23 protein-coding genes are annotated in these 25,379 nt (G+C 67.8%); 12 read left to right on the plus strand and 11 right to left on the minus strand.

The window, feature by feature from the left end:
- The first annotated feature begins 23 nt into the window (after window positions 1–23).
- The 7 genes from M2299_RS19225 (at window position 24) to M2299_RS19255 (ending at window position 5,571) form a co-directional block, all read left to right on the plus strand.
- Window positions 24–731, plus strand: a complete 708-nt coding sequence (locus M2299_RS19225) for a DsbA family oxidoreductase (protein WP_280884846.1) — start codon at window positions 24–26, stop codon at window positions 729–731.
- Window positions 732–892: 161 nt separating this feature from the next.
- Window positions 893–1,900, plus strand: coding sequence for a beta-N-acetylhexosaminidase (gene nagZ / locus M2299_RS19230; protein ID WP_025879181.1), 1,008 nt, complete (start codon window positions 893–895; stop codon window positions 1,898–1,900).
- Window positions 1,900–2,454, plus strand: coding sequence for a hypoxanthine-guanine phosphoribosyltransferase (locus M2299_RS19235; RefSeq protein WP_025879180.1), 555 nt, complete (start codon window positions 1,900–1,902; stop codon window positions 2,452–2,454). Before nagZ ends, M2299_RS19235 begins: the two co-directional genes overlap by 1 nt.
- Before the next feature lie 81 nt (window positions 2,455–2,535).
- On the plus strand, window positions 2,536–3,282 hold the full coding sequence (locus tag M2299_RS19240) for an S-methyl-5'-thioinosine phosphorylase (RefSeq protein WP_025879179.1): 747 nt from the start codon (window positions 2,536–2,538) through the stop codon (window positions 3,280–3,282).
- An 88-nt stretch (window positions 3,283–3,370) separates the two neighbouring features.
- On the plus strand, window positions 3,371–3,577 hold the full coding sequence (locus M2299_RS19245) for a cold-shock protein (protein WP_019183439.1): 207 nt from the start codon (window positions 3,371–3,373) through the stop codon (window positions 3,575–3,577).
- Window positions 3,578–3,854: 277 nt separating this feature from the next.
- Entirely contained in the window at window positions 3,855–5,123 is a 1,269-nt protein-coding gene (locus M2299_RS19250; protein WP_099785012.1) for an NAD(P)/FAD-dependent oxidoreductase, read from the plus strand.
- 178 nt (window positions 5,124–5,301) lie between these two features.
- On the plus strand, window positions 5,302–5,571 hold the full coding sequence (locus M2299_RS19255; protein ID WP_025879177.1) for a hypothetical protein: 270 nt from the start codon (window positions 5,302–5,304) through the stop codon (window positions 5,569–5,571).
- Window positions 5,572–5,592: 21 nt separating this feature from the next.
- Here the strand turns inward: M2299_RS19255 and pdeM are convergent, their stop codons facing one another.
- The 4 genes from pdeM to M2299_RS19275 are packed head-to-tail and all read right to left on the minus strand — an operon-like array spanning window position 5,593 to window position 11,282.
- The gene (pdeM, locus tag M2299_RS19260) at window positions 5,593–6,234 is read right to left on the minus strand and encodes a ligase-associated DNA damage response endonuclease PdeM (RefSeq protein ID WP_099786110.1); all 642 of its coding nucleotides are present in this window, start codon (window positions 6,232–6,234) and stop codon (window positions 5,593–5,595) included.
- Complete coding sequence (locus M2299_RS19265; protein ID WP_280884847.1) at window positions 6,224–8,683, minus strand: ligase-associated DNA damage response DEXH box helicase; 2,460 nt, start codon at window positions 8,681–8,683, stop codon at window positions 6,224–6,226. Before M2299_RS19265 ends, pdeM begins: the two co-directional genes overlap by 11 nt.
- Window positions 8,680–10,287, minus strand: coding sequence for an ATP-dependent DNA ligase (locus M2299_RS19270; RefSeq protein WP_099785008.1), 1,608 nt, complete (start codon window positions 10,285–10,287; stop codon window positions 8,680–8,682). Before M2299_RS19270 ends, M2299_RS19265 begins: the two co-directional genes overlap by 4 nt.
- Window positions 10,284–11,282, minus strand: a complete 999-nt coding sequence (locus M2299_RS19275) for a ligase-associated DNA damage response exonuclease (RefSeq protein ID WP_032977105.1) — start codon at window positions 11,280–11,282, stop codon at window positions 10,284–10,286. The genes M2299_RS19270 and M2299_RS19275 overlap by 4 nt, the downstream gene beginning before the upstream one ends.
- A 114-nt stretch (window positions 11,283–11,396) precedes the next feature.
- Here M2299_RS19275 and M2299_RS19280 point away from each other — a divergent pair, with 114 nt between their 5' ends.
- On the plus strand, window positions 11,397–13,034 hold the full coding sequence (locus tag M2299_RS19280; RefSeq protein WP_099843265.1) for an acyl-CoA dehydrogenase family protein: 1,638 nt from the start codon (window positions 11,397–11,399) through the stop codon (window positions 13,032–13,034).
- A gap of 277 nt (window positions 13,035–13,311) precedes the next feature.
- Here the strand turns inward: M2299_RS19280 and M2299_RS19285 are convergent, their stop codons facing one another.
- The 3 genes from M2299_RS19285 to M2299_RS19295 all read right to left on the minus strand — a co-directional run bounded on the left by M2299_RS19285 (window position 13,312) and on the right by M2299_RS19295 (window position 15,513).
- Window positions 13,312–13,722 carry a hypothetical protein gene (locus M2299_RS19285; RefSeq protein WP_025879171.1) on the minus strand — a complete coding sequence of 137 codons (411 nt, stop codon included), beginning with the start codon at window positions 13,720–13,722 and terminating at the stop codon, window positions 13,312–13,314.
- 149 nt (window positions 13,723–13,871) lie between these two features.
- Window positions 13,872–14,213 carry a hypothetical protein gene (locus M2299_RS19290; protein ID WP_025879170.1) on the minus strand — a complete coding sequence of 114 codons (342 nt, stop codon included), beginning with the start codon at window positions 14,211–14,213 and terminating at the stop codon, window positions 13,872–13,874.
- A gap of 124 nt (window positions 14,214–14,337) precedes the next feature.
- Complete coding sequence (locus tag M2299_RS19295; protein ID WP_025879169.1) at window positions 14,338–15,513, minus strand: thiolase family protein; 1,176 nt, start codon at window positions 15,511–15,513, stop codon at window positions 14,338–14,340.
- A gap of 181 nt (window positions 15,514–15,694) precedes the next feature.
- Between M2299_RS19295 and M2299_RS19300 the strand changes: the two genes are divergently transcribed.
- Window positions 15,695–18,532 carry a S8 family serine peptidase gene (locus M2299_RS19300; protein ID WP_099843263.1) on the plus strand — a complete coding sequence of 946 codons (2,838 nt, stop codon included), beginning with the start codon at window positions 15,695–15,697 and terminating at the stop codon, window positions 18,530–18,532.
- An 85-nt stretch (window positions 18,533–18,617) separates the two neighbouring features.
- Here the strand turns inward: M2299_RS19300 and M2299_RS19305 are convergent, their stop codons facing one another.
- A complete protein-coding gene (locus M2299_RS19305) occupies window positions 18,618–19,715 on the minus strand; it encodes a Glu/Leu/Phe/Val dehydrogenase dimerization domain-containing protein (RefSeq protein WP_025879167.1) in 1,098 nt (365 codons plus the stop codon).
- A 272-nt stretch (window positions 19,716–19,987) separates the two neighbouring features.
- Here M2299_RS19305 and M2299_RS19310 point away from each other — a divergent pair, with 272 nt between their 5' ends.
- Complete coding sequence (locus M2299_RS19310) at window positions 19,988–21,067, plus strand: HDOD domain-containing protein (RefSeq protein ID WP_059064774.1); 1,080 nt, start codon at window positions 19,988–19,990, stop codon at window positions 21,065–21,067.
- Window positions 21,068–21,069: 2 nt separating this feature from the next.
- Here the strand turns inward: M2299_RS19310 and M2299_RS19315 are convergent, their stop codons facing one another.
- The 3 genes from M2299_RS19315 to M2299_RS19325 all read right to left on the minus strand — a co-directional run bounded on the left by M2299_RS19315 (window position 21,070) and on the right by M2299_RS19325 (window position 24,130).
- The gene (locus M2299_RS19315) at window positions 21,070–22,638 is read right to left on the minus strand and encodes a phospholipase D family protein (protein ID WP_099843261.1); all 1,569 of its coding nucleotides are present in this window, start codon (window positions 22,636–22,638) and stop codon (window positions 21,070–21,072) included.
- 246 nt (window positions 22,639–22,884) lie between these two features.
- Window positions 22,885–23,583, minus strand: coding sequence for an RNA pseudouridine synthase (locus M2299_RS19320; protein WP_025879164.1), 699 nt, complete (start codon window positions 23,581–23,583; stop codon window positions 22,885–22,887).
- Window positions 23,584–23,629: 46 nt separating this feature from the next.
- Window positions 23,630–24,130: a M48 family metallopeptidase gene (locus M2299_RS19325; RefSeq protein ID WP_059064772.1), complete on the minus strand. Its 501-nt coding sequence runs from the start codon at window positions 24,128–24,130 to the stop codon at window positions 23,630–23,632.
- A 61-nt stretch (window positions 24,131–24,191) separates the two neighbouring features.
- Here M2299_RS19325 and M2299_RS19330 point away from each other — a divergent pair, with 61 nt between their 5' ends.
- Together M2299_RS19330 and M2299_RS19335 are read left to right on the plus strand one after the other, a co-directional pair.
- Complete coding sequence (locus M2299_RS19330; protein ID WP_100436750.1) at window positions 24,192–24,749, plus strand: DUF2058 domain-containing protein; 558 nt, start codon at window positions 24,192–24,194, stop codon at window positions 24,747–24,749.
- 158 nt (window positions 24,750–24,907) lie between these two features.
- Window positions 24,908–25,174, plus strand: a complete 267-nt coding sequence (locus M2299_RS19335; RefSeq protein WP_025879161.1) for a DksA/TraR family C4-type zinc finger protein — start codon at window positions 24,908–24,910, stop codon at window positions 25,172–25,174.
- The last annotated feature ends 205 nt before the right edge of the window (window positions 25,175–25,379 follow it).

Raw genomic sequence — 25,379 nt, forward strand, 5'->3', positions numbered from 1 at the left:
GTGTCGGCCCCCATGTCGGGGGGATGAGAATCGACATCTACTCCGACGTGGTCTGCCCCTGGTGCTGGATCGGCAAGCATCGCTTCCAGCAGGGTGTGCAGTTGCTGGGCGCCGATGCGCCCGAACTCGAGATCCACTGGCAGCCGTTCCAGCTTGACCCCGATGCGGACGCCACCCCGGTGCCACTGCGCGAGGCCTATGTGCGCAAGTTCGGCGGTGCCGAGCGCACCGAGCAGATTCTGGGCCAGACCCAGACCGCTGCGCGGGCCGAGGGCCTGCCGATGGACTTCAGCCAGGGCCAGGTGCGGGTAACCACGCTGCCGGCGCATCGCCTGTTGTGGCTGGCTGGCCAGCACGGCGTGCAGGAGGCCGTCGGTGAGGCGCTGTTCCGCGCCCATTTCGAGCATGGACAGAATCTGGCCGACCCGGCGGTGCTGGTCGCGGCCGGCGCCGCCGGTGGCCTTGCCGCAGACGAGATCCAGCAGATGCTGGCCGGCGATCGTGGCCAGGCCGAGGTGGAAGCGGGCCTGGCACAGGCCCGCGCACTGGGTATCTCCTCGGTGCCCACCTTCGTCATCGACGGCCGCTGGGCGGTTTCCGGAGCCCAGCCCCCGGAAGCCTTCGCCAACGCGCTGCGCCAGATCGCCGCCGAGCAGGCGGCAGGGCAGGGCGCGGAGGGTGCCCCGGAAGGCGGCGACGACGCCTGCGGCGCGGACGGCTGCAAGGTCTGACCGACCCGCAGAAGGGGACGGAGGGGGGGAGTCCCATCCGGCACCAGTGGGTCGATTGCGCCTTGATCCCCTCCGTCCCCCTTTTTGACCACTGCGCCTGTTGGCCGGTTCTGCGACAATGCGGCACTGCGCCATGCGGGCGCCCGTTGTGGAGATCGACCATGCTGCTGATCGGCGTTGCCGGTACTGAACTGACCGCCCAGGAACGTGAGTGGCTGCAGCACGATGCTGTGGCCGGGGTGGTGCTGTTCAAGCGCAACTTCGCTTCGCGGCAGCAGGTGACCGAACTGTCCGCGGCGATCCGCGCTGCCGCACCGCGCCCGCAGTTGATCTGCGTGGACCAGGAAGGCGGTCGCGTGCAGCGCTTCCGTGAGGGCTTCAGCGAACTGCCGCCGCTGCAGGACATCGGTGTCCAGTACGCCAGGGATCCCGACGCTGCGCTGGCATTGGCCGAGCAGCACGCCTGGCTGATGGCCAGTGAGGTCCGTGCCAGCGGCGTGGACCTGAGCTTCGCCCCGGTGGTCGACCTCGGCCGTGGCAATCGCGCCATCGGCAATCGTGCCTTCAGTGAAGACCCGCAGGTCGTGGCCGCGTTCACCGCCGCCTACGTACGCGGCATGCATGCGGTCGGCATGGCCGCCACCCTCAAGCATTTCCCCGGCCATGGCACCGTGCTGGAAGACACCCACGTGGATACCGCGATCGATCCGCGTGCGCTGGATGAACTGCGCGCACAGGATCTGGTCCCGTTCACGGCCGGTATCGCCGCCGGCGCCGATGCGGTGATGATGGCGCACGTGATCTACCCGCAGGTCGCACCGGAACCCGCTGGTTACTCGCCGCGCTGGATCCAGCAGATCCTGCGTGGCGAGCTCGGCTTCCGCGGCGTGGTGTTCTCCGATGACATCGGCATGGCCGCCTCGCACAGCGCCGGTGGCGTGCCGGCACGCGTGCACGCACACCTGGATGCCGGCTGCGATGTGGTGCTGGTCTGCCACCCGGAGCTGGTCGATGAAGCCCTGCACGCGGTGCAGGGACGCTCCCTCAATACCGCTGCGCTGCTGGGCCTGCTCGGCCGCGGCGCGCTTGGCTGGGATGGCCTGCTGGCCGATGCCCGCCATGGCGACACCCAATCCCGTCTGCTGCAAACCCTTGGAAGAACCGTCTGATGCCGAACCTCACCATTTCCCAGGCCCTGGCCCAAGCCGACCTGCTGGTCGACCGCCCCACCATCGACAAGGCCATTGCCGGCATCGCCGACGCCATCGCGCGCGACTACCAGGGCGAGGTGCCGCTGTTCCTGTCGATCATGCACGGTGCGCTGCCGTTCGCCGGCCAGCTGGCACTGGAGCTGGGCGCGCGTGGCCAGGACGTGCAGTTCGATTACCTGCACGCCACCCGTTACCGCGGTGAGACCACCGGCGGCGACCTGGTGTGGAAGCACAAGCCGGCCACGGCGCTGTTCGGCCGCCGCGTGCTGCTGGTCGATGACATCCTCGACGAGGGTTACACCCTGCAGGGCGTGCGTACCTGGTGCCTGGAGCAGGGCGCGACCGACGTGCGTATTGCCGCGATGACCGTGAAGAAGCACGATCGCGCGCTGCCGGATGTCACCGCCGACTATGCCGGCATCGAGCTGCCGGATCGCTACGTGTTCGGTTTCGGCATGGACGTCAACGAAACCCTGCGCTGCGTGCCGGCCATCTACGCGATGAAGGAATAACAACGCGGCCGCCTGCGGCCTGCGTTTCCTGCCGCCGGCATCCTCGGGTGCCGGCGTTCTTTTTTCTCTGGAGTGCTTTCCATGCAACAGATCGCCCTGGCCGTGATTGGCGGTACCGGTGTCTACAACCTGGCCAAGCTTGACGACGTGCAGACCCACGAAGTCGACACCCGCTTCGGCAAGCCGTCCGGCCCGGTGCGGGTCGGGACATTGCTCGGTCATCGCGTGGCCTTCCTTGCACGCCATGGTGAAGGCCATTCGTTGCCGCCGCACAAGATCAACTACCGGGCCAACCTGGCCGCGCTGCAGCAGATCGGCGCGCAGCGGGTGCTGGCGCTGAACACGGTCGGTGGCATCGGTGACGATTTCGGGCCGCGCGTGCTGGCCTGCCCGGACCAGGTAATCGATTACACCTGGGGCCGCATCAGCACGATCTGCGAAGAAGAGGGCACCGACGTGGTGCACGTCGACTTCGGCCATCCGTATACGCCGATGCTGCGCAGCAAGATCCTGGCGGCGGCGAAGGTGACCGGTGTGAAGGTCCACGATGGTGGCTGCTATGGCGCGACCCAGGGGCCGCGGCTGGAAACCATCGCCGAGATCGCGCGCATGCGCCGCGATGGCTGCGATCTGGTCGGCATGACCGGCATGCCCGAAGCGGCGCTGGCGCGTGAGCTGGGGCTGGATTACGCCTGCCTGGCGATCGTTGCCAACTGGGCCGCCGGGTGCGGTGATGGTGAGGAGATCACCATGGCCGAAGTGCTCGCCAATGTGCAGGCCGCCAGCAACGGACTTCCGGAACTGGTCGGCGAATTGGCGCGGGGGTGATTGTCTTCGCGTAACAAGCTTTGCATACTCAGCTTGTGCGCGGGTTCAGCGTACACCACCCATTCATTGCATAAGGTCACGCATCACCATGCCGAACGGTACCGTCAAGTGGTTCAACGACGCCAAGGGATTTGGCTTCATCTCGCCGGAGGACGGCAGCGCCGACGTCTTCGCGCACTTCTCCGCGATCAACTCCAAGGGCTTCCGCAGTCTGCAGGAAGGCCAGAAGGTCACCTACGACGTGACCCAGGGCCCGAAGGGCGCCCAGGCCTCGAACATCGTTCCGGCCGAGTGATCCACTCGATAGTGCGTTGAAAACCCCGCTTCGGCGGGGTTTTTTTTGCTGGCCGTGAAGATGCTCTTGCGGCGGGAGCGCGCGCGCCAACAGATGCCATGAAAGCTGAGCGCTGCCACCACTGCCGGCTCTCCTGCGAAGTAAAGGAGGAGGCAGCCGCGCAGAGGCTGCCGGGGGACATTCGCAGGAGAGCCGGCGGTGGTGGCGGAGCCCGGCACATCTGCTCGGAAGAGGGGCAGCTGATGTACCGCCCCTGCGCCGGTGGCACAATGCGGGCATGACGGAACGACTGCGCATCGCCGTGATTGGATACGGCACCGCTGGCCAGGCATTGGCCATCCTGCTCACCCGTGATGGCCACGAGGTGGAGATCTTCGAACGCGTGCCGACCCCCGGGCCGGTGGGTGCGGGATTCCTGCTGCAGCCCAGCGGACTGCAGGTGCTGTGGCAGATGGGCCTGCTTGAGGCCGTGCGTGGCTACGCCATGCCGGTGAGAAGGCTGTATGGCGATACGCCGTGCGAGCGCGCGGTGATGGACATGGGCTATGACGGCCTGGATGCGCGCCTGCACGGCATGGGCATGCAGCGCGGGGCGTTGTTTTCGGTGCTGGACCAGGCGCGTGAAGGCGCCGGCGAGCTGCACGTGGGCACGACCATCGTCGAGGTCGATCACCAGCAGGGACGGCTGCGCGACAGCGACGGTCGCACGCACGGACCGTTCGATCTGGTGGTTGCCGCCGACGGCGCCGCCTCTACGCTGCGCAACGCCGTCGACGGTGGTGCGGCGCTGGACCGGGTGTACCCGTGGGGCGCGCTGTGGTGCCTGTTGCCGGCCGAAGACTGGCCGCACATGCAGCAGCTGCGGCAGCGCTACGTCGCCGCGCGCAAGATGATCGGCCTGCTGCCGGTGGGCACCCGACCCGGTGACGACACGCCTCGCCTGAGCTTCTTCTGGAGCCTGCCGCGTGCGGATTTCGACCGCTGGCAGGGCGACGGCATGGCGCCGTGGCTGGAAGAACTGCATGCGCTGTGGCCACAGGCGGGCGCGCGCTTCGCGCATCTGCGCGACGCCGGTCAGCTGGCGCGTGCGGTGTACCGCGATGCCGTGATGAAGCGTTGGCATCAGGGGCGGCTGGTGCTGGCAGGCGATGCAGCACATGCGATGAGCCCGCAGCTGGGGCAGGGCGTGAACATGGCGCTGCTGGATGCACTGGCACTGCGCGACGCGTTACGCACCCACGGTGGTGGCGAACCGGCATTGCAGGCCTACCAGGCGCAACGACGTGCGCATGTGGCGGTCTATCAGCGCTGGAGCCGCTGGCTGACGCCGCTGTTCCAGTCCGATCGCGATGCGTGGGCAAAGGCGCGCGATGTGCTGTTGGGACCGATGGGACGACTGCCTGGCGGGCGCGGGCACATGCTGCGCGTGCTCAGCGGCACCCAGCACGGGTGGCTGGGCGCGTTGCCGCTCGATCCGGCATTCATCCAGGCGCTTGCCGCTGCGCCCCTGCCGCTACAGAGCGTGGAAATGCCAGCGACCGCGTGAAGCCTTTCGTTACGGCATTTAACGATTGCCTCACCCCGTTTATGCGACAAGAGATGAGCACGCGGCAGCCGCGTCGCCCGCTTTCCTTTTCGTGATCGATCATCGCGTGGCCCGGGTGGCGCCGCCGTCGCTGCCTGCTGCGGCCCGGATGCGCCGCACGATGCACGAGGAGGATGCCATGTTGTTCGCGGTCGAGAAGCTGGAATCGGAAATCTGCAAGCTGCGCGGTCTGCTGCGGATGCTGCACGAGGACCAGCCCGACGTACTGGAAGATGTGTTCGAGTTTCATGTCGGCAGTCTGATCAGCCACGCATCACCGGAAAGCCACGGCCATATCCGCGCCTGCGCGCAGGAAATGCTGATGGCGATACAGGCACTGCCGCGCCACGCCGACGAGGCGACGCAGGATTTCAGCCTGATGCACGGAATCGCCGCCCGCCCGTCGTAATCCCGCGCAGGTCTCGACGCGTCAGCGAACCGGTAGCGGCACTACGCTGTCTTCCACACAGGCGAGCAGCTGTTCGCCCGGCGCCAGTACAGGCACCACACCGGCGGTGAATGCCGAGAATGCCGGCAGGATGGTCACGCCCTGGCGCAGCCAGAACGCGGGGAAGCGCCGACGCAGTGCCGGCAACGCAACCTGCGGATGCACATGGCCTGCCAGCACGTGCGCGGAGGCATCGGCCAGCGGCTCGTGCCGCAGCAGGAACGGTCCCCATCGCGCGTCGTCATGCATCTGCACCTGCAGCGCCGCCTTCGGTAGATCCCGGTCGTGATTGCCGCGCACCACGTGGATGTCCAGCGCCGCGTGCTGCTCTCGCCAACCGAGCCATTGCTGATACCAGGCCGCGCGATGCGCCGGGCCGTGCAGGACGTCGCCGAGGATCCATAGTTGTCGGCACTGGTGCATGGTCACCAGGTCCTGCAGGCGCTGCAGGTCATTGCCGGTGCCGCCCGACGGCAGGGCGATTCCCGCACGCCGGAACACGTCCGCCTTGCCCAGGTGCAGGTCGGCGATCAACAGCGCGCGCTGCGCCGGCCACAGCAGCGCCCGGCCGCCGAGCAGAAGCATCGACTCACCTCCCAGCTGCAGCGGAAGATCAGCGGCCATGGCGGCGCTCCAGCTGCTGCGCGGCACGCTGCACGCGCGTGCGCCAGTCTTCATTGCTGAACTGCCCACGCAGGCGTTCGGCCCACAAGGGAAATGCCAGCGGGGTCAGTGATGAGGGCCGCTGCAGGGACAACGAACGTGTGGCGATGCGTGCCAGCACCTGCTGCAACCCGGGCAGGTCGAGGCTGTCGTGCAGTACTTCCTGCTCGGCCAATGCCAGCAGCAGATGCTCCGGGTCGTGCTCGCGCAGCACGTCATGCAGCAGTCCGGCGGAAGCCTGCAGCTGGCGCAGCGAGCGTGGCATGCCACCCGGCAGGCTGGGCACCAGCAGGCCCGCTACGCGCGCGATGCCGCGGAACTGGCGGCGCGCCAGCTCGCCCAGGTTCACCGCTTCGCGCAGGTCCTGCAGCAAACCTGCAGCATCCAGCATTGCCCGCCAGTCCTGTTCCTGCAGATCCACCGGCGTTGCCGGAGCGAGCACCAGGCCATGGTCATTCACTGCATAGCCGATGCTGTTGCGTTGGCGACGGGTGCAGCGAAGGGCCAGCAGCGCGGCCAGTGCTTCATGCACATGGCGGCCCGCAAAGGGATAGACGAACAGGAACTGGCCTTCGCGTCGGCGCACGTCTTCCACCAGCAGGTGGTCGGGCGATGGCGCCGCAGACAGCTGCGACTGCAATGCCAGCAGCGGCGCAAGCCACCGCGACTCCGCGCTCTGGTCGACGCCTGACAGCACCTTTTCCAGTTCGCGGCCAAGCGGCATCGACAGTGGCAGTTGACCGCCCTGCCAGCGCGGTACCACGCCATCACCACCACCGCGCGCCACGCGCACGAACGCGGTCATGTCGCGCAGCTGCACCAGCTCCAGCAGCCGCCCCGCAAACTGGAAACGGTCGCCGCGGCGCAGGCGGCTGGCGAACTGCTCTTCCACCGCGCCCAGGCTGCCGCCACGCAGGAACTGTACGCGCACGCTGCCGTCGCTGCTGATGGTGCCGATCGACAGCCGATGGCGCAGCGCCTGGCGGCGATCGGGCATGCGGTACACGCCGTCGGCATCGCGTACCACCTTATGGAACTCCGGGTACCGGGACAATGCACGTCCGCCCTGCACGATGAAATCGATCACCGCATTCCACTGTGCGTCCTCCAGCGCGGCGAAGGCATGCGTGCCACGGACCTGTTCCAGCAGTGCATTGGCGTTGAAGCCGCCCGCCAGCGCGCGGCTGACGGCGTGCTGGGCCAATACGTCCAGCGACAACGTGGGAGGACGTCGCGCTTCGATCACCCCGTCATGCAACGCGTGCCGGGCCGCCGCGTACTCGGCCAGTTCCAGCGCATGGCTGGGAATGCACAGTATCTGGCCGCTGGCACCGGGCCGATGGCGCGCACGCCCTGCGCGTTGGCGCAGGCGCGCCACGCCCTTCGGGCTGCCCAGCTGCAGCACCTGGTCCACTTCCGGAAAGTCCACGCCCAGATCCAGGCTGGAAGTGGCCACCACGCACCGCAGCGTGCCCGCACGCAGTCCGTCCTCGACCTGCTGTCGCAGCGTGGGATCCAATGATCCATGGTGCAGGGCGAGCGTGCCGGCATCTTCCGGCCACACGGCTGCGAGGGCCTGGTGCCACAGTTCCGCCTGCGCACGGGTATTGGTGAAGAGCAGGCTGCTGCGTGCACGGAACAGCGCGTCGAGCACGCGCGGAAGCTGGGAAAGGCCAAGATGCCCGGCCCATGGAAAGCGTTCGCCGGGTTCGGGCAGCAGGCTGCGGATCGTCACCGGCCGCTGCCGTGCACCTTCCACGATCGTTGCCTGTGGACGGTGTGGCAGCAGTACGTCGCGTGCCTGTGGCAGGTTGCCCAATGTGGCCGACAGCCCCCACAGCTGCATCGCCGGCGCTGCATCACGCAGCAGCGCCAGATTCAACTGCAGCAGCACGCCACGCTTGTTGCCCAGCAGTTCGTGCCATTCGTCCACCACCACGCAGCGCAGTTGGCGTATGCGCTCGAGGGTGTCGGGATAGCTGAGCAGCAGCGCCAGCGACTCCGGCGTGGTGACCAGCACGTCGATGCGACCTTCGCGGGCCAGGCGCCGGTCGCGGTTGCTGGCATCGCCGCTGCGCAGCCCCACGCGCCAGCCCAGGCCAAGGCCGTCGATCGGTGCCTGCAGCGCACGTGCGGTATCGCTGGCCAGCGCACGCAGCGGCGTTACCCACAGCACCTGCAGCGGGCGTACCGCGCTGGCGCGACGCGGTGCGGGGGGCGGGTCGAGCATCGCCTGCAACAAGGGGCCGCCGAACATGGCAAGGGTCTTGCCGCTGCCGGTGGGCGTGTGCAGCAGGCCAGATTCGCCCGCCAGGTAATGACGCCACATCGCGCGCTGGAAGGGCAGGGGGCGCCAGCCGCGGCTGCCGAACCATGCGTGCAGGCGCTGCAGCGCATCGCTGCGCTTCATCGCGCCAGCGCCTGCAACTGGGCCAGGTGGTCGGCTTCGGCAGCCGGCTTGTCGTGGCGCCAGCGCAGGATGCGTGGAAAGCGCACGGCAATGCCGGACTTGTGGCGCGCGCTGCGGTTGACTGCTTCGAAACCAAGTTCGAACACCTGTTCGGCACTTACGCTGCGCACCGGGCCGAAGCGTTCACGCGTGTGTGCACGTATCCAGCGGTCGAGGGCGAGGATTTCCTTGTCGTCCAGACCGGAATAGGCCTTGGCTACTGGAACCAGTGTTTCGCCGTCCCAGACGCCGAAGGTGTAGTCGGTGTACAGCGTGCTGCGCCGACCATGGCCTGCCTGCGCGTACAGCAACACTGCATCGATCGTCAGCGGTTCGACCTTCCACTTCCACCAGTCGCCACGGCGACGCCCGGACTGGTAGACCGAATCACGACGCTTGAGCATCAGCCCTTCCACGCCACGCTCGCGCGATGCTTCGCGCAGCTGCGCGGCATGCTGCCAATCGTCGGCTGGCACCTCAGGCGACAGCTGGATGCGCGGATCGCCGAGCGTGCCGATCACCTCGGCCAACTGCACGCGTCGCTGCTGCAGCGGCAGTGCACGCAGGTCCTCGCCGTCGCGCTCAAGCAGATCGTAGGCGAGCACGCGTACCGGCGTGTTGCGCAGGGTGGCGGCGCCGGGTTTGCGGCGCTGGATGCGGGTCTGCAGGGCGGTGAATGCACGCGGCAGATTGTCGGCGTCGTCCCATGCCAGCAGCTCGCCATCGAGCACGCAGCCATCGGGCAGAGACGCTGCCGCCTGCTCGATCTCCGGGAAGCGACCGTCCAGCCGTTCTTCGCCGCGCGACCACAACGCCACCTCGCCCTGGCGCCGCAGCAACTGCAGGCGGATGCCATCCCACTTCCATTCCAGCAGCCAGTGGCTGATGTCGCCCAGCCGCTCGGTGGGCTCCCCTTCCAGCGGCGAAGCGAGGAAGAACGGGTAGGGCTGCTGACGATCGGTCGGCAGTTCTTCGGCAGACAGCAAGGTGGTAAGCAGGCCGGGGGAGGGCACCCAGTCGCCGAGCATGCGCTGGGCGATGCGGGCGATATCCAGCCCGGACCACTCGGCCAAGGCCTGCTGCACCACGCGCTGCGACACGCCAACGCGCAGGGCGCCGGTCAGCAGCTTGTTGAAGACCAGGCGTTCGGCCGATGCCAGCAGTCGCCAGCCGTCGACTACGGCGGCACGACGCACCGGCTCCGGCTGGTTGGCAACGGCAAGCAGGTGGTGTTCGATCCAGTCGGCCAGAGGCCGATCCTCGGCTTCGGTGGCCGGATCATCCAGCAGCAGGGTAAGCGTTTCAGCAAGGTCGCCGACCTGCGCGTAGCTGTCTTCGACCAGCCAGGGGGGCAGGCCGGATTCGTCGGCGATCCACGCCCGCAATTCGCCGCTGCCGGCAATCTTCCGCCGCGCGCCGCCCACTTTGCCGCCGCTGAGCAGGTACAGCGCCCACGCTGCGTCATGCGGGCGTGCGTGCTGGAAGTAATCGATCAACGCCGCGCGCTTGTCCAGTGTCGCCGTGCTGCGATCCAGCCGCTGGTACAGCGCGGCGAAGGCCTTCATTCCTCGCCTCCGAAATCGGTGCGGAACGCTTCGGCGGCGACGCCGCGTTCGCGCAGGTACGGAATCAACGCATCGGTGTTGCCGTGGGTGGCAATGACCCGCTGCGCGCCGGTCTGGGTGATGGTCTGCAGCAGCGCTGGCCAATCGGCATGGTCGGAGATCACAAAGCCACGGTCGACGTTGCGTCGGCGGCGGTTGCCGCGCAACTGCATCCAGCCCGAGGCGAAACCGAGCTGGTGACGGCCGAACCGGCGCAGCCACGGCGTACCGGCGGCCGAGGGTGGGGCCAGGATCAGCTGGCCGGCCGCATCGGGCTGACGCCCCTGTTCGGCAACGGTGAGCGTGTCGAGCATGGGCACACCGGCCTGGCGATAGACGGCCACGCCGTTGGCGATGGCGCCATGCAGCCAGGCAGGCTGGTCATCCACCGCACGCAGCTCGGCAAGCACGCGTTGCGCCTTGCCCAGCGCATAGCAGAGCAGCACTGCCGCTTCGCCCCGCTGCGCGCACTCGCGCCGCCAGGCGGCGATCTCGGCCGCCACGGCACGAGTATCGGGCCAGCGGTAGATCGGCAGCGCAAAGGTCGCCTCGGTGATGAAGGTATCGCAGGGCACCACTTCGAATGCAGTGCAGGTCGGGTCCGGCTGGCGCTTGTAGTCGCCCGACGCCACCCAGACCTGCTCACCATCGTCGATGCGCACCTGCGACGAGCCGAGCACGTGGCCGGCGGGATGCAGCGATACCTGCACCCGGCCCAGCGCGAACGGCACGCCCTCGGCATGCGCGTGCAGCGGCACATCGCCCAGGCGCCAGCGCAGAATCGGCACGCTGCCGGTGCTGCAGTGGTACTCGCCCATGCCCGGACGCGCATGGTCGCCATGGCCATGGGTGATGACCGCGCGCGGTACCGGCCGCCAGGGATCGATATGAAAATCGCCTGCCGCGCAGTACAGCCCTTCCGGCCGCAGTACTACCAGATCGTCTTTGCCTGCCATGCCGTCACTGTGGCGGTCCGGTCGTGCACGTGGCGAGAATCGGCCTGAACGCGGGGTTGCCGGGCGATACGGCACAATCGGACCGCACACCTCTTGCCGGCGGGGAAGGAACCGATGAGTGGACCGAGCTTCAACAGCAGCGCCCCCTACGAAACCCATGTGGTGCTCAACCAGCCGCCGCCGTTCGCCGGCCGGCAGCTGTGGACCGACGACATCGCATTGATGGAGGCCGTGCAGCGCGAGGGAGCGGCGGCGTTCGCACCGCGGTTGGCGGTGTACGGAGGGCTGGCCGGCGACGCGCTGTACCGCATCGGCTTCGACGCCAACCGCGATCGCCCACGCCTGCGTACCCATGATGCACAGGGCCATCGCATCGATACCGTGGAATTCCATCCGGCGTATCACCAGTTGATGCAGACGGCGAAGGAACATGGCGTGGCAGGGTTGTCCTGGCACGAGCCGCAGCCCGGCGCGCATGTCGCGCGCGCTGCGCTGAGCTACCTGCACCACCAGGCCGAGGCCGGCACCAGCTGCCCGTTGACCATGACCCACGCCGCGGTAGCCGTGCTGCGCGGGCAGCCGCATCTGGCCGAGTGGTCGCGCAAGGCCGCCGCACCGGTATACGACCCGCGCGATGTGCCAGTGGCCGACAAGGCCGGCATCACCCTGGGCATGGGCATGACCGAGAAGCAGGGCGGTTCGGATGTGCGCGCCAACACCACCCGCGCCGAACCCATCGACGGCGAGCGCTATCGGCTGATCGGCCACAAATGGTTTTTCTCCGCACCCATGTGCGATGGCTTCCTGGTACTGGCGCAGGCGCCGGCCGGATTGACCTGCCTGCTGATGCCACGGCGCCTGGCCGACGGCGATCGCAATGCATTCCGCCTGATGCGCTTGAAGGACAAGCTGGGCGACTGGGCCAACGCATCCAGCGAAGTGGAGTTCTGTGGCGCACAGGCCTGGCGTGTGGGCGAGGAGGGACGCGGGGTGGCCACCATCATCGGCATGGTGATGATGACCCGGCTGGACTGCATGCTGGGCGCGGCGGCGGAAATGCGCATGGCGCTGGCGCAGGCGCTGCATCACGCGCGGCATCGGCGCACCTTCGGCAAGCCACTGATGGACCATCTGCTGATGGGCAACGTGCTGGCCGATCTGGCGCTGGAATCGGAAGCGGCCACGGTGCTGGCGATGCGCATCGCACGCGCGGTCGATCGCGCTGGCAGCGATCCGGCCGAGGCCGCGCTCGCGCGGCTGGGTACGGCCTTGGGCAAGTACTGGATATGCAAGCGCGCACCTGCGTTCGTCAACGAAGCGCAGGAATGCCTGGGCGGTGCCGGCTACGTGGAGGAATCGATGTTGCCGCGGCTGTACCGGCAGGCACCGTTGAATTCGATCTGGGAAGGCAGCGGCAACATCCAGTGCCTGGATGTGCTGCGCGCGCTGGCGCGCGAGCCGGAGGTGCTGGCGGCGCTGCACGGTGAACTGGAGGCGGTGGCCGATCGTGATGCGCGTTATGCGTCGGCACTGCAGCAGTGGCGCGATGCGGCGGCGCCGGAGGAGGCACAGGCACGGGTCTTCTGCGAACGCACTGCCTTGCTGCTGCAGGCGGCGCTGTTGCTGCGTGCACGCAGTCCAATGGCCGAAGCGTTCATCCGCAGCCGGTTGCACGGCGAGCATGGGTTGGCATTCGGCACGCTGCCGGCGGGGTTGGATGTGGCGGCGATGCTGGCGCGTGCGCTGCCGTAGGTGACGGCCAACGGCGAAGCCCCTCGTGGTGGGCGCTGCTGGAGTGTGAGCAGGGCCGCGCGGGTGGGCTGCGCAGGGGGCGCCGTAAATACGACCATTTAGGCTCGGTCGCGCCATTCATGGCGCTTACGCCCCTGCGCAGCCCACCCGCGCGGCCTTGGACGGTTTCCGTGCGCGCCCAGCACGGAATCAACAGAAGAAGCGAAAAGCAGAAAAGCCGCGGCGATGCCGCGGCTTTTCCGGTTGCGCCGGGCGATGCCCGACGAACGCGAAGGCCTTAGTGCTTGGCTTCTTCCTTGGCGGCAGTGGCCTTGGCGTCGTCAGCAACATCGCGGGCCTTGTCGGCAACCTTCTGCGCGGCATCGGCCGTGGCGTCGCTGGCGTGGGCGGCGGCATCGGTGGCTGCGACCTTGGCCTTGTCGGCGGCGGTGGCGGTCGCGGCTGCGGCGCTGTCCAGCGCCTGCTGGGTATCGGCGGCAGCCTGTTCAGAGGCGGCAGCGGTCTTGTCGGCAGCGTCGCGGGTGGCGGCAGCGGCCTTGTCGACGGCATCGCGTGCGGCGACACCGGCGCTGTCGGCGGCCTGCGCGGCATCCTGCTTGGCCTGTTCGGCTTCCGGGCCCTTGCAGGCAGCCAGTGCGAGCAGCAGGGAGGCGGCCAGCAGGGTAGTGGTCAGCGGACGGATCTTCATGGCGGTCTCCGGTACTGCAATGGATGGGGACGCCAGCCTATTCATACCGTTGTGAAGACCTAGTGGTGACCTGCGCACGGAACTGCGCGCAAAGAAAAAGCCGCTGGCGAACCAGCGGCTTCTTCAGAACAGCTTGAAGAAAGAAGTTATTACTTCTTGGCTTCTTCAGCAGCGTCCTTGGCCTGCTCAGCGGTAGCTTCGGCAGCCTTGGCGGCGTCCTTGGCTTCGCCAGCAGCGGCGTCGGTGGCAGCGCCAGCAGCCTGGGCAGCGGCGTCGACCGAAGCGTCAGCAGCGGTGGCGGCGGTGTCAGCGGCCTGCTGGGCAGCGTCGGCGGTCTGGGCGCCAGCAGCGGCGGCCTGGTCGGCAGCAGCCTGGGCTTCGGTGGCGGCCTGGTTGGCCGAAGCAGCGGCGTCCTGGGCAGCTTCCTGCTTCGAGCAGGCGGCCAGAGCCAGAGCCAGGGACATCGCGACCAGCAGCTTGTTGATGCTCATTGTGTAAATCCTCGTCGTTAGAATTAGGCAACGCGCATGCTGCGCGCCGACAACATGATGACAAGCCAAGATTGGGTGTCAAGCGATCCCGCATTCATTTTTGCGAAATAGACGTTAAACCCTTTCAGATCAACTCGATGGCGATAGCCGTCGCTTCGCCGCCGCCGATGCACAGGGTGGCAATGCCGCGCTTGCCGCCGCGCGTGCGCAATGCGTTGACCAGAGTGACCACCAGGCGTGCGCCGGAGGCGCCGATCGGATGGCCCAGCGCGCAGGCACCGCCATTCACGTTGAGCTTGTCGTGCGGGATGCCCAGTTCGCGCATCGGTGCCATCGCCACCACGGCGAAGGCCTCGTTGACTTCGAACAGATCGACCTGGTCCAGCGACCAGCCGGTCTTCGCCAACAGGGTGTGGATGGCACCGATCGGGGCCGTGGTGAACCACTCCGGCTCCTGCGAATGGGTGGCATGGCCGACGATGCGCGCCAGCGGCTGCAGGCCGCGTGCGGCAGCATCTTCTTCGGTCAGCAGGACCACGGCGGCAGCGCCGTCGGAGATGCTGGAGGAACTGGCGGCGGTCACGCTGCCGTCCTTCTTGAAGGCCGGGCGCAGGGTCGGGATCTTGGCAATGTCCGAACGACCAGGCTGTTCGTCGCTGGCGACCTCGACTTCACCCTTGCGGGTGGCGACCTTCACCGCAACGATCTCGTCGGCGAAGGCGCCGTTGGCCTGGGCTGCCTGCGCGCGCTTGACCGATTCGATGGAGTAGGCGTCCTGCTCTTCGCGGGTGAACTGGTACTTGTCCACGGCGCATTCGGCGAACTCGCCCATGGCCTTGCCGTCATAGGCATTGACCAGGCCGTCGTGGGCCATGTGGTCCACCGCCTGGAAGTTGCCGAAACGGTTGCCGGTGCGCGAATTGGGCAGCAGGTGCGGCGCGTTGGACATCGACTCCATGCCGCCGGCGACCACGACCTTGGCCGAACCGGCCTTGATCAGGTCATGCCCGAGCATGATGGCCTTCATGCCCGAACCGCAGACCTTGTTGAGGGTGGTGGCGCCGACCGACAGCGGAATACCGGCGGCGATCGCTGCCTGGCGGGCAGGGGCCTGGCCGAGATTGGCCGGCAGCACGCAGCCCATCAGGACTTCGGAGACGTCGCTGGCAGGCACGCCCGACTGTTCCAGCGCGGCGGCGATGGCGGCCGCGCCGAGGGTCGGGGTCGGAACGCCGTTGAACTGGCCGAGGAAGGAGCCGATGGCGGTGCGCTTGGCGGCGGCGATGACGATGTTGGACATGGCAATCTCGTTGATGCGTGAGCAATGTTCGGAAAGGAGACGACGGGCGTTGGATACGGCGCCGTTTCCCGGCAGACTGCGTGGGGGCCGGCCCAGTATAGAGGGTCGGCGAAGACTGCCGCTGGGCAGTACTGGATGCCTGCCCGGATGGCGGCAGGCCAACGTTCATGGGAAGGAAACGATGGAACGTAAGACGATGGGAAGGTCGGTCCTGGCATCGGCGCTGGCGGTGGCGCTGTCGGCGTGTGGCGGTGGAGGCGGCGGCAGCAACGTGCGCATCGACCCGCCCCCGACCACGCCTCCGGTCACGCCCCCGGTCACCCCGCCTCCCGCTGCCAGACCGCTGGAGCCGGCCGTGGATGCGCATCTGGCACAGACCAACGCGCGTGCCGCACAGGCCACCGGCGCGACCGGTCGCGGCGTGCGCATCGGCATCGTCGATTCGGGCGTGCTGCGCAGTGCCGAGGCGCTGAACGGACGGGTGGTGGCCAACCTCAACTACATCGACCCGAGCCGCAACAATCTCAACGTCGATGACGTGCTCGGCCATGGCACGGCCGTCGCCAGCCTGGCGGCCGGTGTACCGGTGGGGGTCTGGCCCGGCGGCATCGCACAGGGGGCGGAGATCGTCTCGGCACGCATCATTTCCGACACCACGCCCAAGGATGACGGCAGTGGCCGGGGCAACTCCTTCAGCGGCACGCTGGGCGTGGCCGGGGTCCACCAGGACCTGATCAACTACGGCGTGAAGGTGATGAACAATTCCTGGGGCGGCCTGTACTGGACCGACCTCGGCACCACTGCGCAGGTCGCGGGCGAATACCGCCCCTTCATCATAAATCACGGTGGCCTGGTGGTGTTCGCCGCAGGCAACGAAGGGCGCGACCAGCCCAGCAGCGTGGCCGCGCTGCCCAGCCAGCGTGGCTTCGGCGGATCGCTGCCGGCAGCGGATCTGGAAAAAGGCTGGCTGGTAGCTACTGCGATCGATCCGAACAAGCCCGGTGAACGTGCGCCGTGGGCCAATGCCTGTGGCGACGCCGCGCGCTATTGCCTGACCGCTCCCGGCAGCGCGGTGTTTCCGGAGCCGGGTACCGGCAAGTACCTGTGGAACTACGGTACGTCCTTCGCCGCGCCGCTGATCTCCGGTGCTGCGGCGCTGGTCTGGCAGCGCTATCCCTACTTCGACAACGACCTGGTACGGCAGACCCTGCTCGGCACCGCCACCGACATCGGTGCGCCGGGCGTCGATCCCATCTACGGCTACGGCATGCTCAACGTCGGCAAGGCGGTGAACGGTCCCGGCCGCTTCGACTGGGGCGATGCCACGGTCAATGTCGACGCGGCCTCTTCGGGCTCGATCTGGAGCAACGACATCGCCGGCGCTGGCGGCCTGATCAAGCGCGGCGATGGCCGGCTGGAGCTGAGCGGCAACAACAGCTACAGCGGTGCGACCCGCATCGAGCGCGGCAGCCTGGCCCTGCGCGGTGGCGCCGTGATCCGTTCCAACGTGAGCGTCTCCGGTTCCGGTGGTGCCTCGATGGCCGGCCTGCAGTTCATGCCCGGCACGCCGCGGGTGATCGGCAACGTCGACAACGGCGCCAGCGTGGTGCTGGTCAACGCCAACACCACCGCGACCATCGAAGGCAATTACAGCCAGCGGCCGGATGCGCAGCTGATCGTCGCGCTGGGGGTGAACGCGCTGCAGGTGACCGGCACCGCGCGCCTGGCCGGTGGCGTCGTGGTCGATGGCATCGTGTCCGGTTACGTGCCGCAGGTCGGCAGCCGCCAGGGTCTGGTCCATGCCAACGGCGGTATCAACGGCACGTTCACCACGCCGGTGGCCAACACCGGCGCCAACGGCCTGACCCTGCTGCAGGCGCAGTACGGCTATGGCAGCAACGACGCGTGGATGGACCTGACCCAGGTCAACGTTTCGGCAGCCGCATCGGGCCTGGGCGCCAATGCACAGGCATCGGCACTGCGGGTGCAGTCGGCATTCACCGCGCTGGACCGCAATGCGGATCTGCAGGGCTCGGCGTTCGGCGTGGCCGCAGGCGCGCTGCAGCGTACGTCTGGCGGAACCGATGGCCTGTCGGCGAGCCTGGAGAGCCTGTCCGGACAAGCGCATGCGCGCGCTGAAGCGTCGACCTTCGACAGCGTGGACATGTCGCGCCGCGCGGTTGCCGAGCGCTTCGACCGCGTGCAGGCTGCGCCGAAGCTGCGTGGCGCCTGGCAGAGCGCGCTGGGTGAAGCCGGGCAGGGCAGCTTTGCCGGCAACGCCGCCGACAGCCAGGGCTGGATGGCCGGCCAGGACGTGGCACTGGGCAGCAACGGCCTGCTGGGCATGGCCTTTGGCGAAACCCGCAGCAACGGCGGCAGCAACTTCAGTGGTGATCGTGGGCGTGACCGCCAGGCGCAGGCGCAGTTGTATGCCGGCTGGAACCTGGGGCGTGGCTATGCGCTGGCCCAGTTCGGCACCGGCCAGTTCACCCGGGAACTGGATCGCCAGTTGCTGCTGGGTGCCGGTGCCTACGGTGTGTCCGCGCGCTACGGCGGACGTTTCAGCAGTGCCAGCGTTGAAGGCGGCTATCGCTTCGGGCGCATCGGTGCGTCGTTGACACCGTACCTGGGAGCCAGCAGCACCCGTCTGGACACCGATGGCTTCAGCGAGCAGGGCGGCTTCGGCTTCGGCCTGCGCGGTGAGGCGTCGCGTGCACAGCGCAGCCAGATGCTGGCGGGCCTGCGGGGTGAGCGGCAGTGGGGGCGCTGGACGCTGCGCGGCCATGCCGAATGGCAGCAACGGCTGGATGGCGGTGAGCAGGCCTGGCAGGCAAGTTTCGTCGGCGTTGATGCCTGGGCGCCGTTGGCCGGTGTTGACGCACCGCGTGGCAGTGCCTTGTTCGGCCTGGCGCTGGAATCGTGGTGGGGCCGCAATGGCCGCCTGAGCCTGGGCATCGACCAGCGCGTGGGTGGCGATGATGCACGTCAGGCGGCGCTGCGCTACAGCACCGGTTTCTGATCATGGCGCCGGGCGTGCTGCCCGGCGCGTACATCCGGCGGTGCCGACCCACGGTCGGCACGCGTCCGGTTGCCGGGGGCGGCGCTCAGCCGCCGCGCAGGTCGCCCAGGCGCGGTGTGCTGCGGCCCAGCGGCATCTTCAGCTTGCCGATCGACAGGATGCGCGCTTCTGCGATCCGGTCAGCCGCGCGCTGCGGGGCAATGTTCTCGCGCTGCGACAGTTCGAAGATGCGCGTCAGGTTGTGGTAGATGCTGCGGATCAGCCGCATCGCGCGCTCGCGGTTGTAACCGTCGATTTCCAGCGACACGTTCATCACGCCACCAGCGTTGACCGCGTAGTCGGGGGCATACAGGATGCCGCGCGCATGCAGCTCGTCGCCGATCTCCAGGCTGGACAGCTGGTTGTTGGCGGTGCCACAGATGATCTTCGCCTTGATCCGCGGCAGCGTGTCAGCGTTGATCGCGCCTTCCAGCGCGCACGGCGCGAACACATCGGCGTTCACTTCGTGGATCTCGTCCGGCTTGACTGCCTCGGCGCCGAAATCGTTGACTGCACGATCCACCAGCGCGCTGTCCAGATCGGTCACGTACAGCTTGGCGCCACGGTCGCGCAGCAGCTTCACCAGTTCCATGCCGATATGGCCCAGGCCCTGCACCGCGATGCTGGTCTTGCCCACTTCCTCATGGCCGAACTTGAAGCGCATCGAGGCCATCAACGCCTGCAGCGCGCCATAGGCGGTGAACGGCGCCGGATCTCCCGAGCCGCCATGGACCTGGTGCACGCCAGTGACGAACTGGCTCTCCAGGTAGATGTTCTCCATGTCGTTGACGTCGGTGCCGACATCCTCGGCCGTGATGTAGCGACCACCCAGCGAATCGACATAGCGGCCGAACGCGCGGAACAGCACTTCGGTCTTGTCGACCTTGGGGTCGCCGATGATCACCGCCTTGCCGCCACCGACATTGAGACCGGCCAGCGCATTCTTGTAGGTCATCGTGCGGCTCAGCCGCAGCACATCGGCCAGCGCATCGTCGGTGCTGGCGTAGGGGCGCATGCGCACCCCGCCCAGGGCAGGGCCCAGGGTGGTGTTGTGGATGGCGATGATTGCCCGCAGGCCGGCATCCTGGTTGTGGCAGAACACCACCTGTTCGTGGCCGGTGGTTGCGAGGGTTTCGAATAGCATGGGGTCTCCGATGGCGCGATCTGCGGTGAACTGCGGCGAACTGCCAATGAACGGTAGGGTCCGAAAACAAAAAAAGCGACGTCGTCGGTACAGGGGGACGGGTCGCGCGGCGCCATTCTAGTCCATTCGCCCGGGATATGCCGTCGACGCCGGACGCGCCCGGGTTAAAGAAGATGAAAGTGCGGCCGATGCTGCGACGACGGCAGGTCGCCGGATGTGATGAAGGCGCAGGGGCAGGCAGTGGCAGCAGGACAACGACAGGATGGGCGGCGATGACCGCAGCGTGGTGGCGATCTGTGCTCCGTTGGCTGTCGCAGCTGACCGGGCAGGCCCCGGCACGCCTGGCCGCAGCCCCCCGCCAGGCCGTGGCGGCCGCGGCGGCCAGCCTGCAGGGCGACGCCTTGCCGGCGGCCGAGGTCGCCGCCCACCTGCAGCGCGGACTGCACGCGCTGGCCCTGTATCCGCGCTTGGCAGGCGAACCGGCGGCGGTCAGCGCATCGGGCCTGGCCGAAGCGGTGGACCGCGCGCTGCAGGACCGCGACTGGGCTACCCGGCAGCTGCCGCGGCGCCCGCAACTGCTGCCGCAGCTGATCCAGACGGTCAATGACGACGTTGCATCGGCGCGGGTGATGGCGGCGATCATTGGCCAGGATCCGGTGCTGACCGGCAACCTGCTCCGGATCGCCAACAGCCCGGCCTACAAGGTGCACGAGCGGCCCGTGGAAAGCCTGCAGCGGGCGGTGACCCTGGTCGGCACCGAAGGTGTGCGGCAGATCATCAGCGCCGTGCTGGTGCAGCCGGTGATGCAGGTGCAGTGCGAGGTGTTCCCGCAGTTCAGTTCGATCATATGGGAGCACGCCCTGCTGGCGTCGCGCGCGGCCGCCGACCACGCCCGCACGGTCACCTTCGGCGATGCCTTCGCTGCGCAATGGCTGGGCCTGGTGCAGGGCCTGGGCGCGGCGCTGGTCATGCGTCAACTGCTGCAGGAAGCACAGGTGCGTGGCGAAGAAGTGGAGCCCGCGCTGGCCCTGCAGTTGCTGCAGCAGTGGTCACTGCCGTTGGCGCAGCGGGTGGCAGCAGCGTGGGAACTGCCCGAACCGGTGCATCAGGCCCTGGCGCCTGATGCAGACGGTCCGCTGGCCGACAGCCTGCGCCTGGCCAGCGCCGCTGCGGCGGCCAGCCTGCTGTGCCGGCACGGGCATGCCAGCCAGGGCCGCATGCTGGCCTTGCTGGAACAATTGCCGGCAGCGCCGCCACACGCGCTGCGCTGGATCTGGCGGCGCCTGCACGGGCGCAATGTGGAAACCCTGGACGAAAGCCTGCACGGCGATGGCGAGGGGAACGCCCCCTGACGTTACAGCTGGGATTCCAGCGGCAGCCAGCTGATCACCCGTGCCGTCCAGCGTTTGCCGAGGCTGCTGCCGGGCTCGGCATCGACCCAGTGCGGCGGCGGCTCGCGCTGCAGCCAGCGCAGCTCATCATCAGCGCCGAGCGCAAGCCACCAGCTGTGTTCCGGGCTGGCCAGGCGCAGGTATTCCGCGCGCAGCTGTGCGCCCAGCACCGGGTCGTCGAACAGCACGCCCATCTCGGTGTTGAGATAGGCCGAACGCGGATCGAGGTTGAACGATCCGACGAACCCGCGCCGGTCGTCGACCAGCAATGCCTTGGTGTGCAGGCTGGCGCCGCTGCTGCCGAACAGGCTGCCGTCACCGGCCTGGCCGTTCGCCTTCAGTTCGTACAGCTGCACGCCTGCCTTCAGCAGCGGCACCCGGTAGCCCATGTAGCCACCGTGCACGGCAGCCACATCGTTGGCCGCCAGTGAGTTGGTCACCACGCCGACCTGGGCGCCGCGGCCGGCCATCGCCGAAAGGCCGTCCAGCCCTTCGCTGCCGGGGACGAAGTACGGCGAGATCAACAGTGCCTTGTAGCGCGTCGACTGCAGCTGTTGGACCAGCTCGGTGACCAGCCAGTCGTCGTGTGCATCGCCGTGGTGCTTCATCGGTGGATCGGACACGATCCGTACCTGCCTGCTCCAGTGCAGCGGCTCCGGGCTGGCACGCTGGCGCTGGCGCGACTCGGCCACGCGCTGCAGGTACGGTTGGGCCTGCGCATGCAGCGCGTCCAGATCGGACTGGCGCACCAGCTGGCGCAGCTGTGCATCGGTATAGGTCGCCAGCGCCGAGATCGGAATCGCCGCGTCGCTGTTCCAGTAGTCGTCGAAGATCTGGTTGGCCTGCTGCACGGCCGGGCCGGCCACCACCAGGTCCAGGTCCTGGAAATTCACGTCGCTGCGCGCGCTGAAGTACTCCTCGCCGATGTTGCGGCCACCCACGATCGCGATGCGGCCATCGGCGATCCAGCTCTTGTTGTGCATGCGGTGGTTCACGCTGAAGGCGCGTTGCACCAGCTCCAGCGTGCGGGCCATGCCGCTGCGGTTGCGGAACGGGTTGTACAGGCGAAGCTCGATGTTGGGATGCGCATCGAGCGCCATCATCAGCGCATCCTTGTCCTTGGCATTCATGTCATCAAGCAGGATGCGCACGCGCACGCCACGTTCGGCAGCGTCGTACAGCGCCTTGGCCATCAAGTGGCCGATCAGGTCGTCGTGCCAGATGTAGTACTGCAGGTCCAGGCTGCGGCCGGCGTGCTCGGTGATCATCGCGCGGGCAGCGAACGCATCCATGCCATCGCTGAGGAAGGCTACGCCAGACTGCCCGGGATGGGCGGCCTGCAGGGGCATCATCTGCCGATCGATGGGCGTCTGCGCAGGTTGCAGCGGCAGTATCTGCGACGCTTCGCCGCGCGCCTGCGGGGCCAGGTGGTCGGCCAGCAGCAGGCCGGACAGCACCAGCAGAAGCAGGGCGGCGATGATGATCGCGGCCACGCGCAGCAGGCGTCGCCATAAAGGTTTGCGCAGACTCATGACGCCGATGGTAGATCCTGGCTACGCATGGCGGTAGATCCACGCCATGCGTGGATGAACTGCCACCGGTAGATCCACGCCATGCGTGGATGGGCTGTCACTGGTAGATCCACGCCACGCGTGGATGAGCTGTCACCGGTAGATCCACGCCACGCGTGGATGAGCTGTCACCGGTAGATCCACGCCACGCGTGGATGAGCTGCCACCCCAGTAGATCCACGCCATGCGTGGATGAAGCGCCGTGACTCAGAACCGCTCGTCGCTGCCCAGATAGCGCCACTGGCCCACGGCCAGCGGGCCCAGCGCCACCCGGCCGATGCGCAGGCGGCGTACGGCCACCACCTGCAGGCCGGCAGCCGTCACCGCAGTCCTCAGGCCCTTCGCGGTCAGTCCCTTGCCTGCAAAACGCAGGCGCTGCTCGCTCTGCCAGCTGACCTTCGGGCCGCCTGCTTCATGCTGCAGCCGGGCCATCAGCCACGGGCCACGTTCCGGGCCGCCTTCAGCCACTTCGACCAGGTACTCCTGTTCGGTGCGGCCCAGGTTGCGCTGCAGGTGCGCGAGCACCGCCGGATCCTGGCTGACCACCACCAGCCCGTTGTCGTCGGCCGGCAGCGAGGATGCCAGCTGCAGACCGTGGAAATGCCGTTGCAGCGGACGGATGTCGCTGGCATCCAGTTCGCTGCGGGTCTCGGTGCGGATCAGCGCGCACAGGGCATCGGCTGGCACGCCCGCCGGTTTGTGCAGCAGCATGCTGGCGCGCTCGGCCTTGCTGTCGCTGGCCTGCTCGGCCACCACGATGCTGGCGCTCTCGTCCACCGGGCGCTGCGGCTGTTCCACCACTTCGCCATCGACGCTGACCCAGCCGCCCTCGATATAGCGCCGCGCTTCACCACGCGGGATGCCGAGCAGGGCGGACAGGCGTTTGTCGAGTCGGGTCGGTTCCATGGCGAAAGGTCGGGCAGGGGGCGCGCAGTGTAGCCGCTACGCCGGCTCAGCGCTGGCCGCGGTTGGCCAGCTCGGTCAGGTACAGGCGGGTATCGAACTCCAGCTGCAGGTAATCCGGCTCCATGTGCTGGCACAGCTGGTAGAAGGCCTTGTTGTGGTCGGCCTCCTTCAGATGGGCCAGCTCGTGCACCACGATCATGCGCAGGAAGGCGGCTGGCGCCTGCCGGAACACGGTGGCGATGCGGATCTCGCGGCTGGCCTTGAGCCGGCCGCCGTGTACACGGGAAATGGCGGTGTGGGTGCCCAAGGCATGCTTGATGACCTCCAGCGTGTTGTCGTAGCAGACCTTGTTGAGCGGCACCGACTTGCGCAGGTAGCGATCCTTCATGTCCTGGGTGTAGTCGTACAGCTGGCGGTCGCTGCGCACCTCATGCGGGTCGGGGTAGCGCTGCTGCAGCCAGGGGCCGAGCTTGCCCTGTGCCAGCAGATCGCTGACCTGGGCGACCAGGGGTTCGGGGTAGCCGGTGAGGTACTTCAGGACAGCCATGCAGGGGCGTCGGCGCGTCGGTAGAATGGGGCATCCAGATTACACGCGGTACGTATCGACCATGGCAAAGCCCAACGCGCTGCAGGAACAATTGCTCAAGGCCGGCCTGGCCAAGAAGTCGCAGGCCAGTGCCGCCGCGCGTGAACAGGCCAAGGCCCGCCAGGGCAAGGCCGAGTCGACGTCGGCGGAGGTCCAGCGTGAAGCTGAACGCGCGCGCGCCGAGAAGATCGAGCGTGACCGTGCGCTGGCTGCCGAGCGCAACGCGCAGGCCAAGCAGGCTGAGCGCAAGGCGCAGGCCAGGCAGATCATCAGCGCCCACGCCGTGCCGCACAAGGGCGAGGACGAGTACCGCTTCAGCGATGGCGCGGTGATCCGCACCCTGTTGATCGATACCAAGCTGCGCAAGGCACTGTCGGTGGGCGTGCTGGTGATTGTGGCCCATGGCGATGGCTACGCGGTGCTGCCACGCACGGCAGCGGAGAAGGTGCGTGAACGCGCCCCGGAAGCCATCATCGTCGACCATGGCACGCCCGGCTCCAGCGCCGAGATCTCCACCGGCAACGCCGAGGACGACGCCTACTACGCACAGTTCCAGGTCCCCGACGACCTGGTCTGGTAAGAAGATGGGGACGGAGGGGATTACGTCGTTTCTGCCACAAACGACGTAATCCCCTCCGTCCCCTTTTCTGCTCAGGTTGCTGAAGCGCTGCGGACGCAGATGCCTTTTCCGTGGGTGTATTGTCCCCATATCAGGCGACACACCTGCGGAGGATGGCCATGGCTACCGGTTGGGCCGGAGATGGCGCGGTCCAGGACCAGATCGACGCCACCGTCGACGATGCGATTGCCCGCGCGCGGCGCCAGCTGCGCCAGGGCCCGGGTCTGGAACACTGTGAGGAATGCGACGCGCCAATTCCCTTGGCGCGGCGTCAGGCAGTGCCTGGCGTACGGCTGTGCGTGAACTGTCAGCAGGCGCACGACGAAGAGGAACAGGCGCAGAGTGGCTACAACCGCCGGGGCAGCAAGGACAGCCAACTGCGGTAAGGGTGTTCGGCAGGGCTGGGCCCTGCACCCGCGGTAGTGCCGGCCTCTGGCCGGCAACTTTAAATGCAATAGCAACAGCAACAGCAACAGCAAGAGCGGCATTCCGTGGGATGGCGGGGTGGTGTCGGATTGCGGGGACGCCGTGAATCCATCCCTGGAGGCTTGGCCGCGGCATCCATGCCGCGGACACCCCGCAATCCGACAC

It is taken from the genome of Stenotrophomonas sp. 1278 (assembly GCF_029892765.1).
In the GTDB taxonomy this organism is placed as follows: Bacteria; Pseudomonadota; Gammaproteobacteria; order Xanthomonadales; family Xanthomonadaceae; genus Stenotrophomonas; species Stenotrophomonas indicatrix.

Excerpts from the sequence above, each read along its gene's own strand:
- M2299_RS19245 (WP_019183439.1), top strand. The coding sequence starts at position 3,371 with ATGCCGAACGGTACCGTCAAGTGGTTCAACGACGCCAAGGGATTTGGC.
- M2299_RS19250 (WP_099785012.1), top strand. The coding sequence starts at position 3,855 with ATGACGGAACGACTGCGCATCGCCGTGATTGGATACGGCACCGCTGGC.
- M2299_RS19240 (WP_025879179.1), top strand. The coding sequence starts at position 2,536 with ATGCAACAGATCGCCCTGGCCGTGATTGGCGGTACCGGTGTCTACAAC.
- M2299_RS19310 (WP_059064774.1), top strand. The coding sequence starts at position 19,988 with ATGACCGCAGCGTGGTGGCGATCTGTGCTCCGTTGGCTGTCGCAGCTG.
- M2299_RS19315 (WP_099843261.1), bottom strand. The coding sequence starts at position 22,638 with ATGAGTCTGCGCAAACCTTTATGGCGACGCCTGCTGCGCGTGGCCGCG.
- M2299_RS19335 (WP_025879161.1), top strand. The coding sequence starts at position 24,908 with ATGGCTACCGGTTGGGCCGGAGATGGCGCGGTCCAGGACCAGATCGAC.
- M2299_RS19290 (WP_025879170.1), bottom strand. The coding sequence starts at position 14,213 with ATGAGCATCAACAAGCTGCTGGTCGCGATGTCCCTGGCTCTGGCTCTG.
- pdeM (WP_099786110.1), bottom strand. The coding sequence starts at position 6,234 with ATGGCCGCTGATCTTCCGCTGCAGCTGGGAGGTGAGTCGATGCTTCTG.
- M2299_RS19320 (WP_025879164.1), bottom strand. The coding sequence starts at position 23,583 with ATGGAACCGACCCGACTCGACAAACGCCTGTCCGCCCTGCTCGGCATC.
- M2299_RS19280 (WP_099843265.1), top strand. The coding sequence starts at position 11,397 with ATGAGTGGACCGAGCTTCAACAGCAGCGCCCCCTACGAAACCCATGTG.
- M2299_RS19300 (WP_099843263.1), top strand. The coding sequence starts at position 15,695 with ATGGAACGTAAGACGATGGGAAGGTCGGTCCTGGCATCGGCGCTGGCG.
- M2299_RS19285 (WP_025879171.1), bottom strand. The coding sequence starts at position 13,722 with ATGAAGATCCGTCCGCTGACCACTACCCTGCTGGCCGCCTCCCTGCTG.
- M2299_RS19265 (WP_280884847.1), bottom strand. The coding sequence starts at position 8,683 with ATGAAGCGCAGCGATGCGCTGCAGCGCCTGCACGCATGGTTCGGCAGC.
- M2299_RS19295 (WP_025879169.1), bottom strand. The coding sequence starts at position 15,513 with ATGTCCAACATCGTCATCGCCGCCGCCAAGCGCACCGCCATCGGCTCC.
- M2299_RS19270 (WP_099785008.1), bottom strand. The coding sequence starts at position 10,287 with ATGAAGGCCTTCGCCGCGCTGTACCAGCGGCTGGATCGCAGCACGGCG.
- M2299_RS19275 (WP_032977105.1), bottom strand. The coding sequence starts at position 11,282 with ATGGCAGGCAAAGACGATCTGGTAGTACTGCGGCCGGAAGGGCTGTAC.
- M2299_RS19305 (WP_025879167.1), bottom strand. The coding sequence starts at position 19,715 with ATGCTATTCGAAACCCTCGCAACCACCGGCCACGAACAGGTGGTGTTC.
- M2299_RS19325 (WP_059064772.1), bottom strand. The coding sequence starts at position 24,130 with ATGGCTGTCCTGAAGTACCTCACCGGCTACCCCGAACCCCTGGTCGCC.
- M2299_RS19330 (WP_100436750.1), top strand. The coding sequence starts at position 24,192 with ATGGCAAAGCCCAACGCGCTGCAGGAACAATTGCTCAAGGCCGGCCTG.
- M2299_RS19235 (WP_025879180.1), top strand. The coding sequence starts at position 1,900 with ATGCCGAACCTCACCATTTCCCAGGCCCTGGCCCAAGCCGACCTGCTG.
- nagZ (WP_025879181.1), top strand. The coding sequence starts at position 893 with ATGCTGCTGATCGGCGTTGCCGGTACTGAACTGACCGCCCAGGAACGT.
- M2299_RS19225 (WP_280884846.1), top strand. The coding sequence starts at position 24 with ATGAGAATCGACATCTACTCCGACGTGGTCTGCCCCTGGTGCTGGATC.
- M2299_RS19255 (WP_025879177.1), top strand. The coding sequence starts at position 5,302 with ATGTTGTTCGCGGTCGAGAAGCTGGAATCGGAAATCTGCAAGCTGCGC.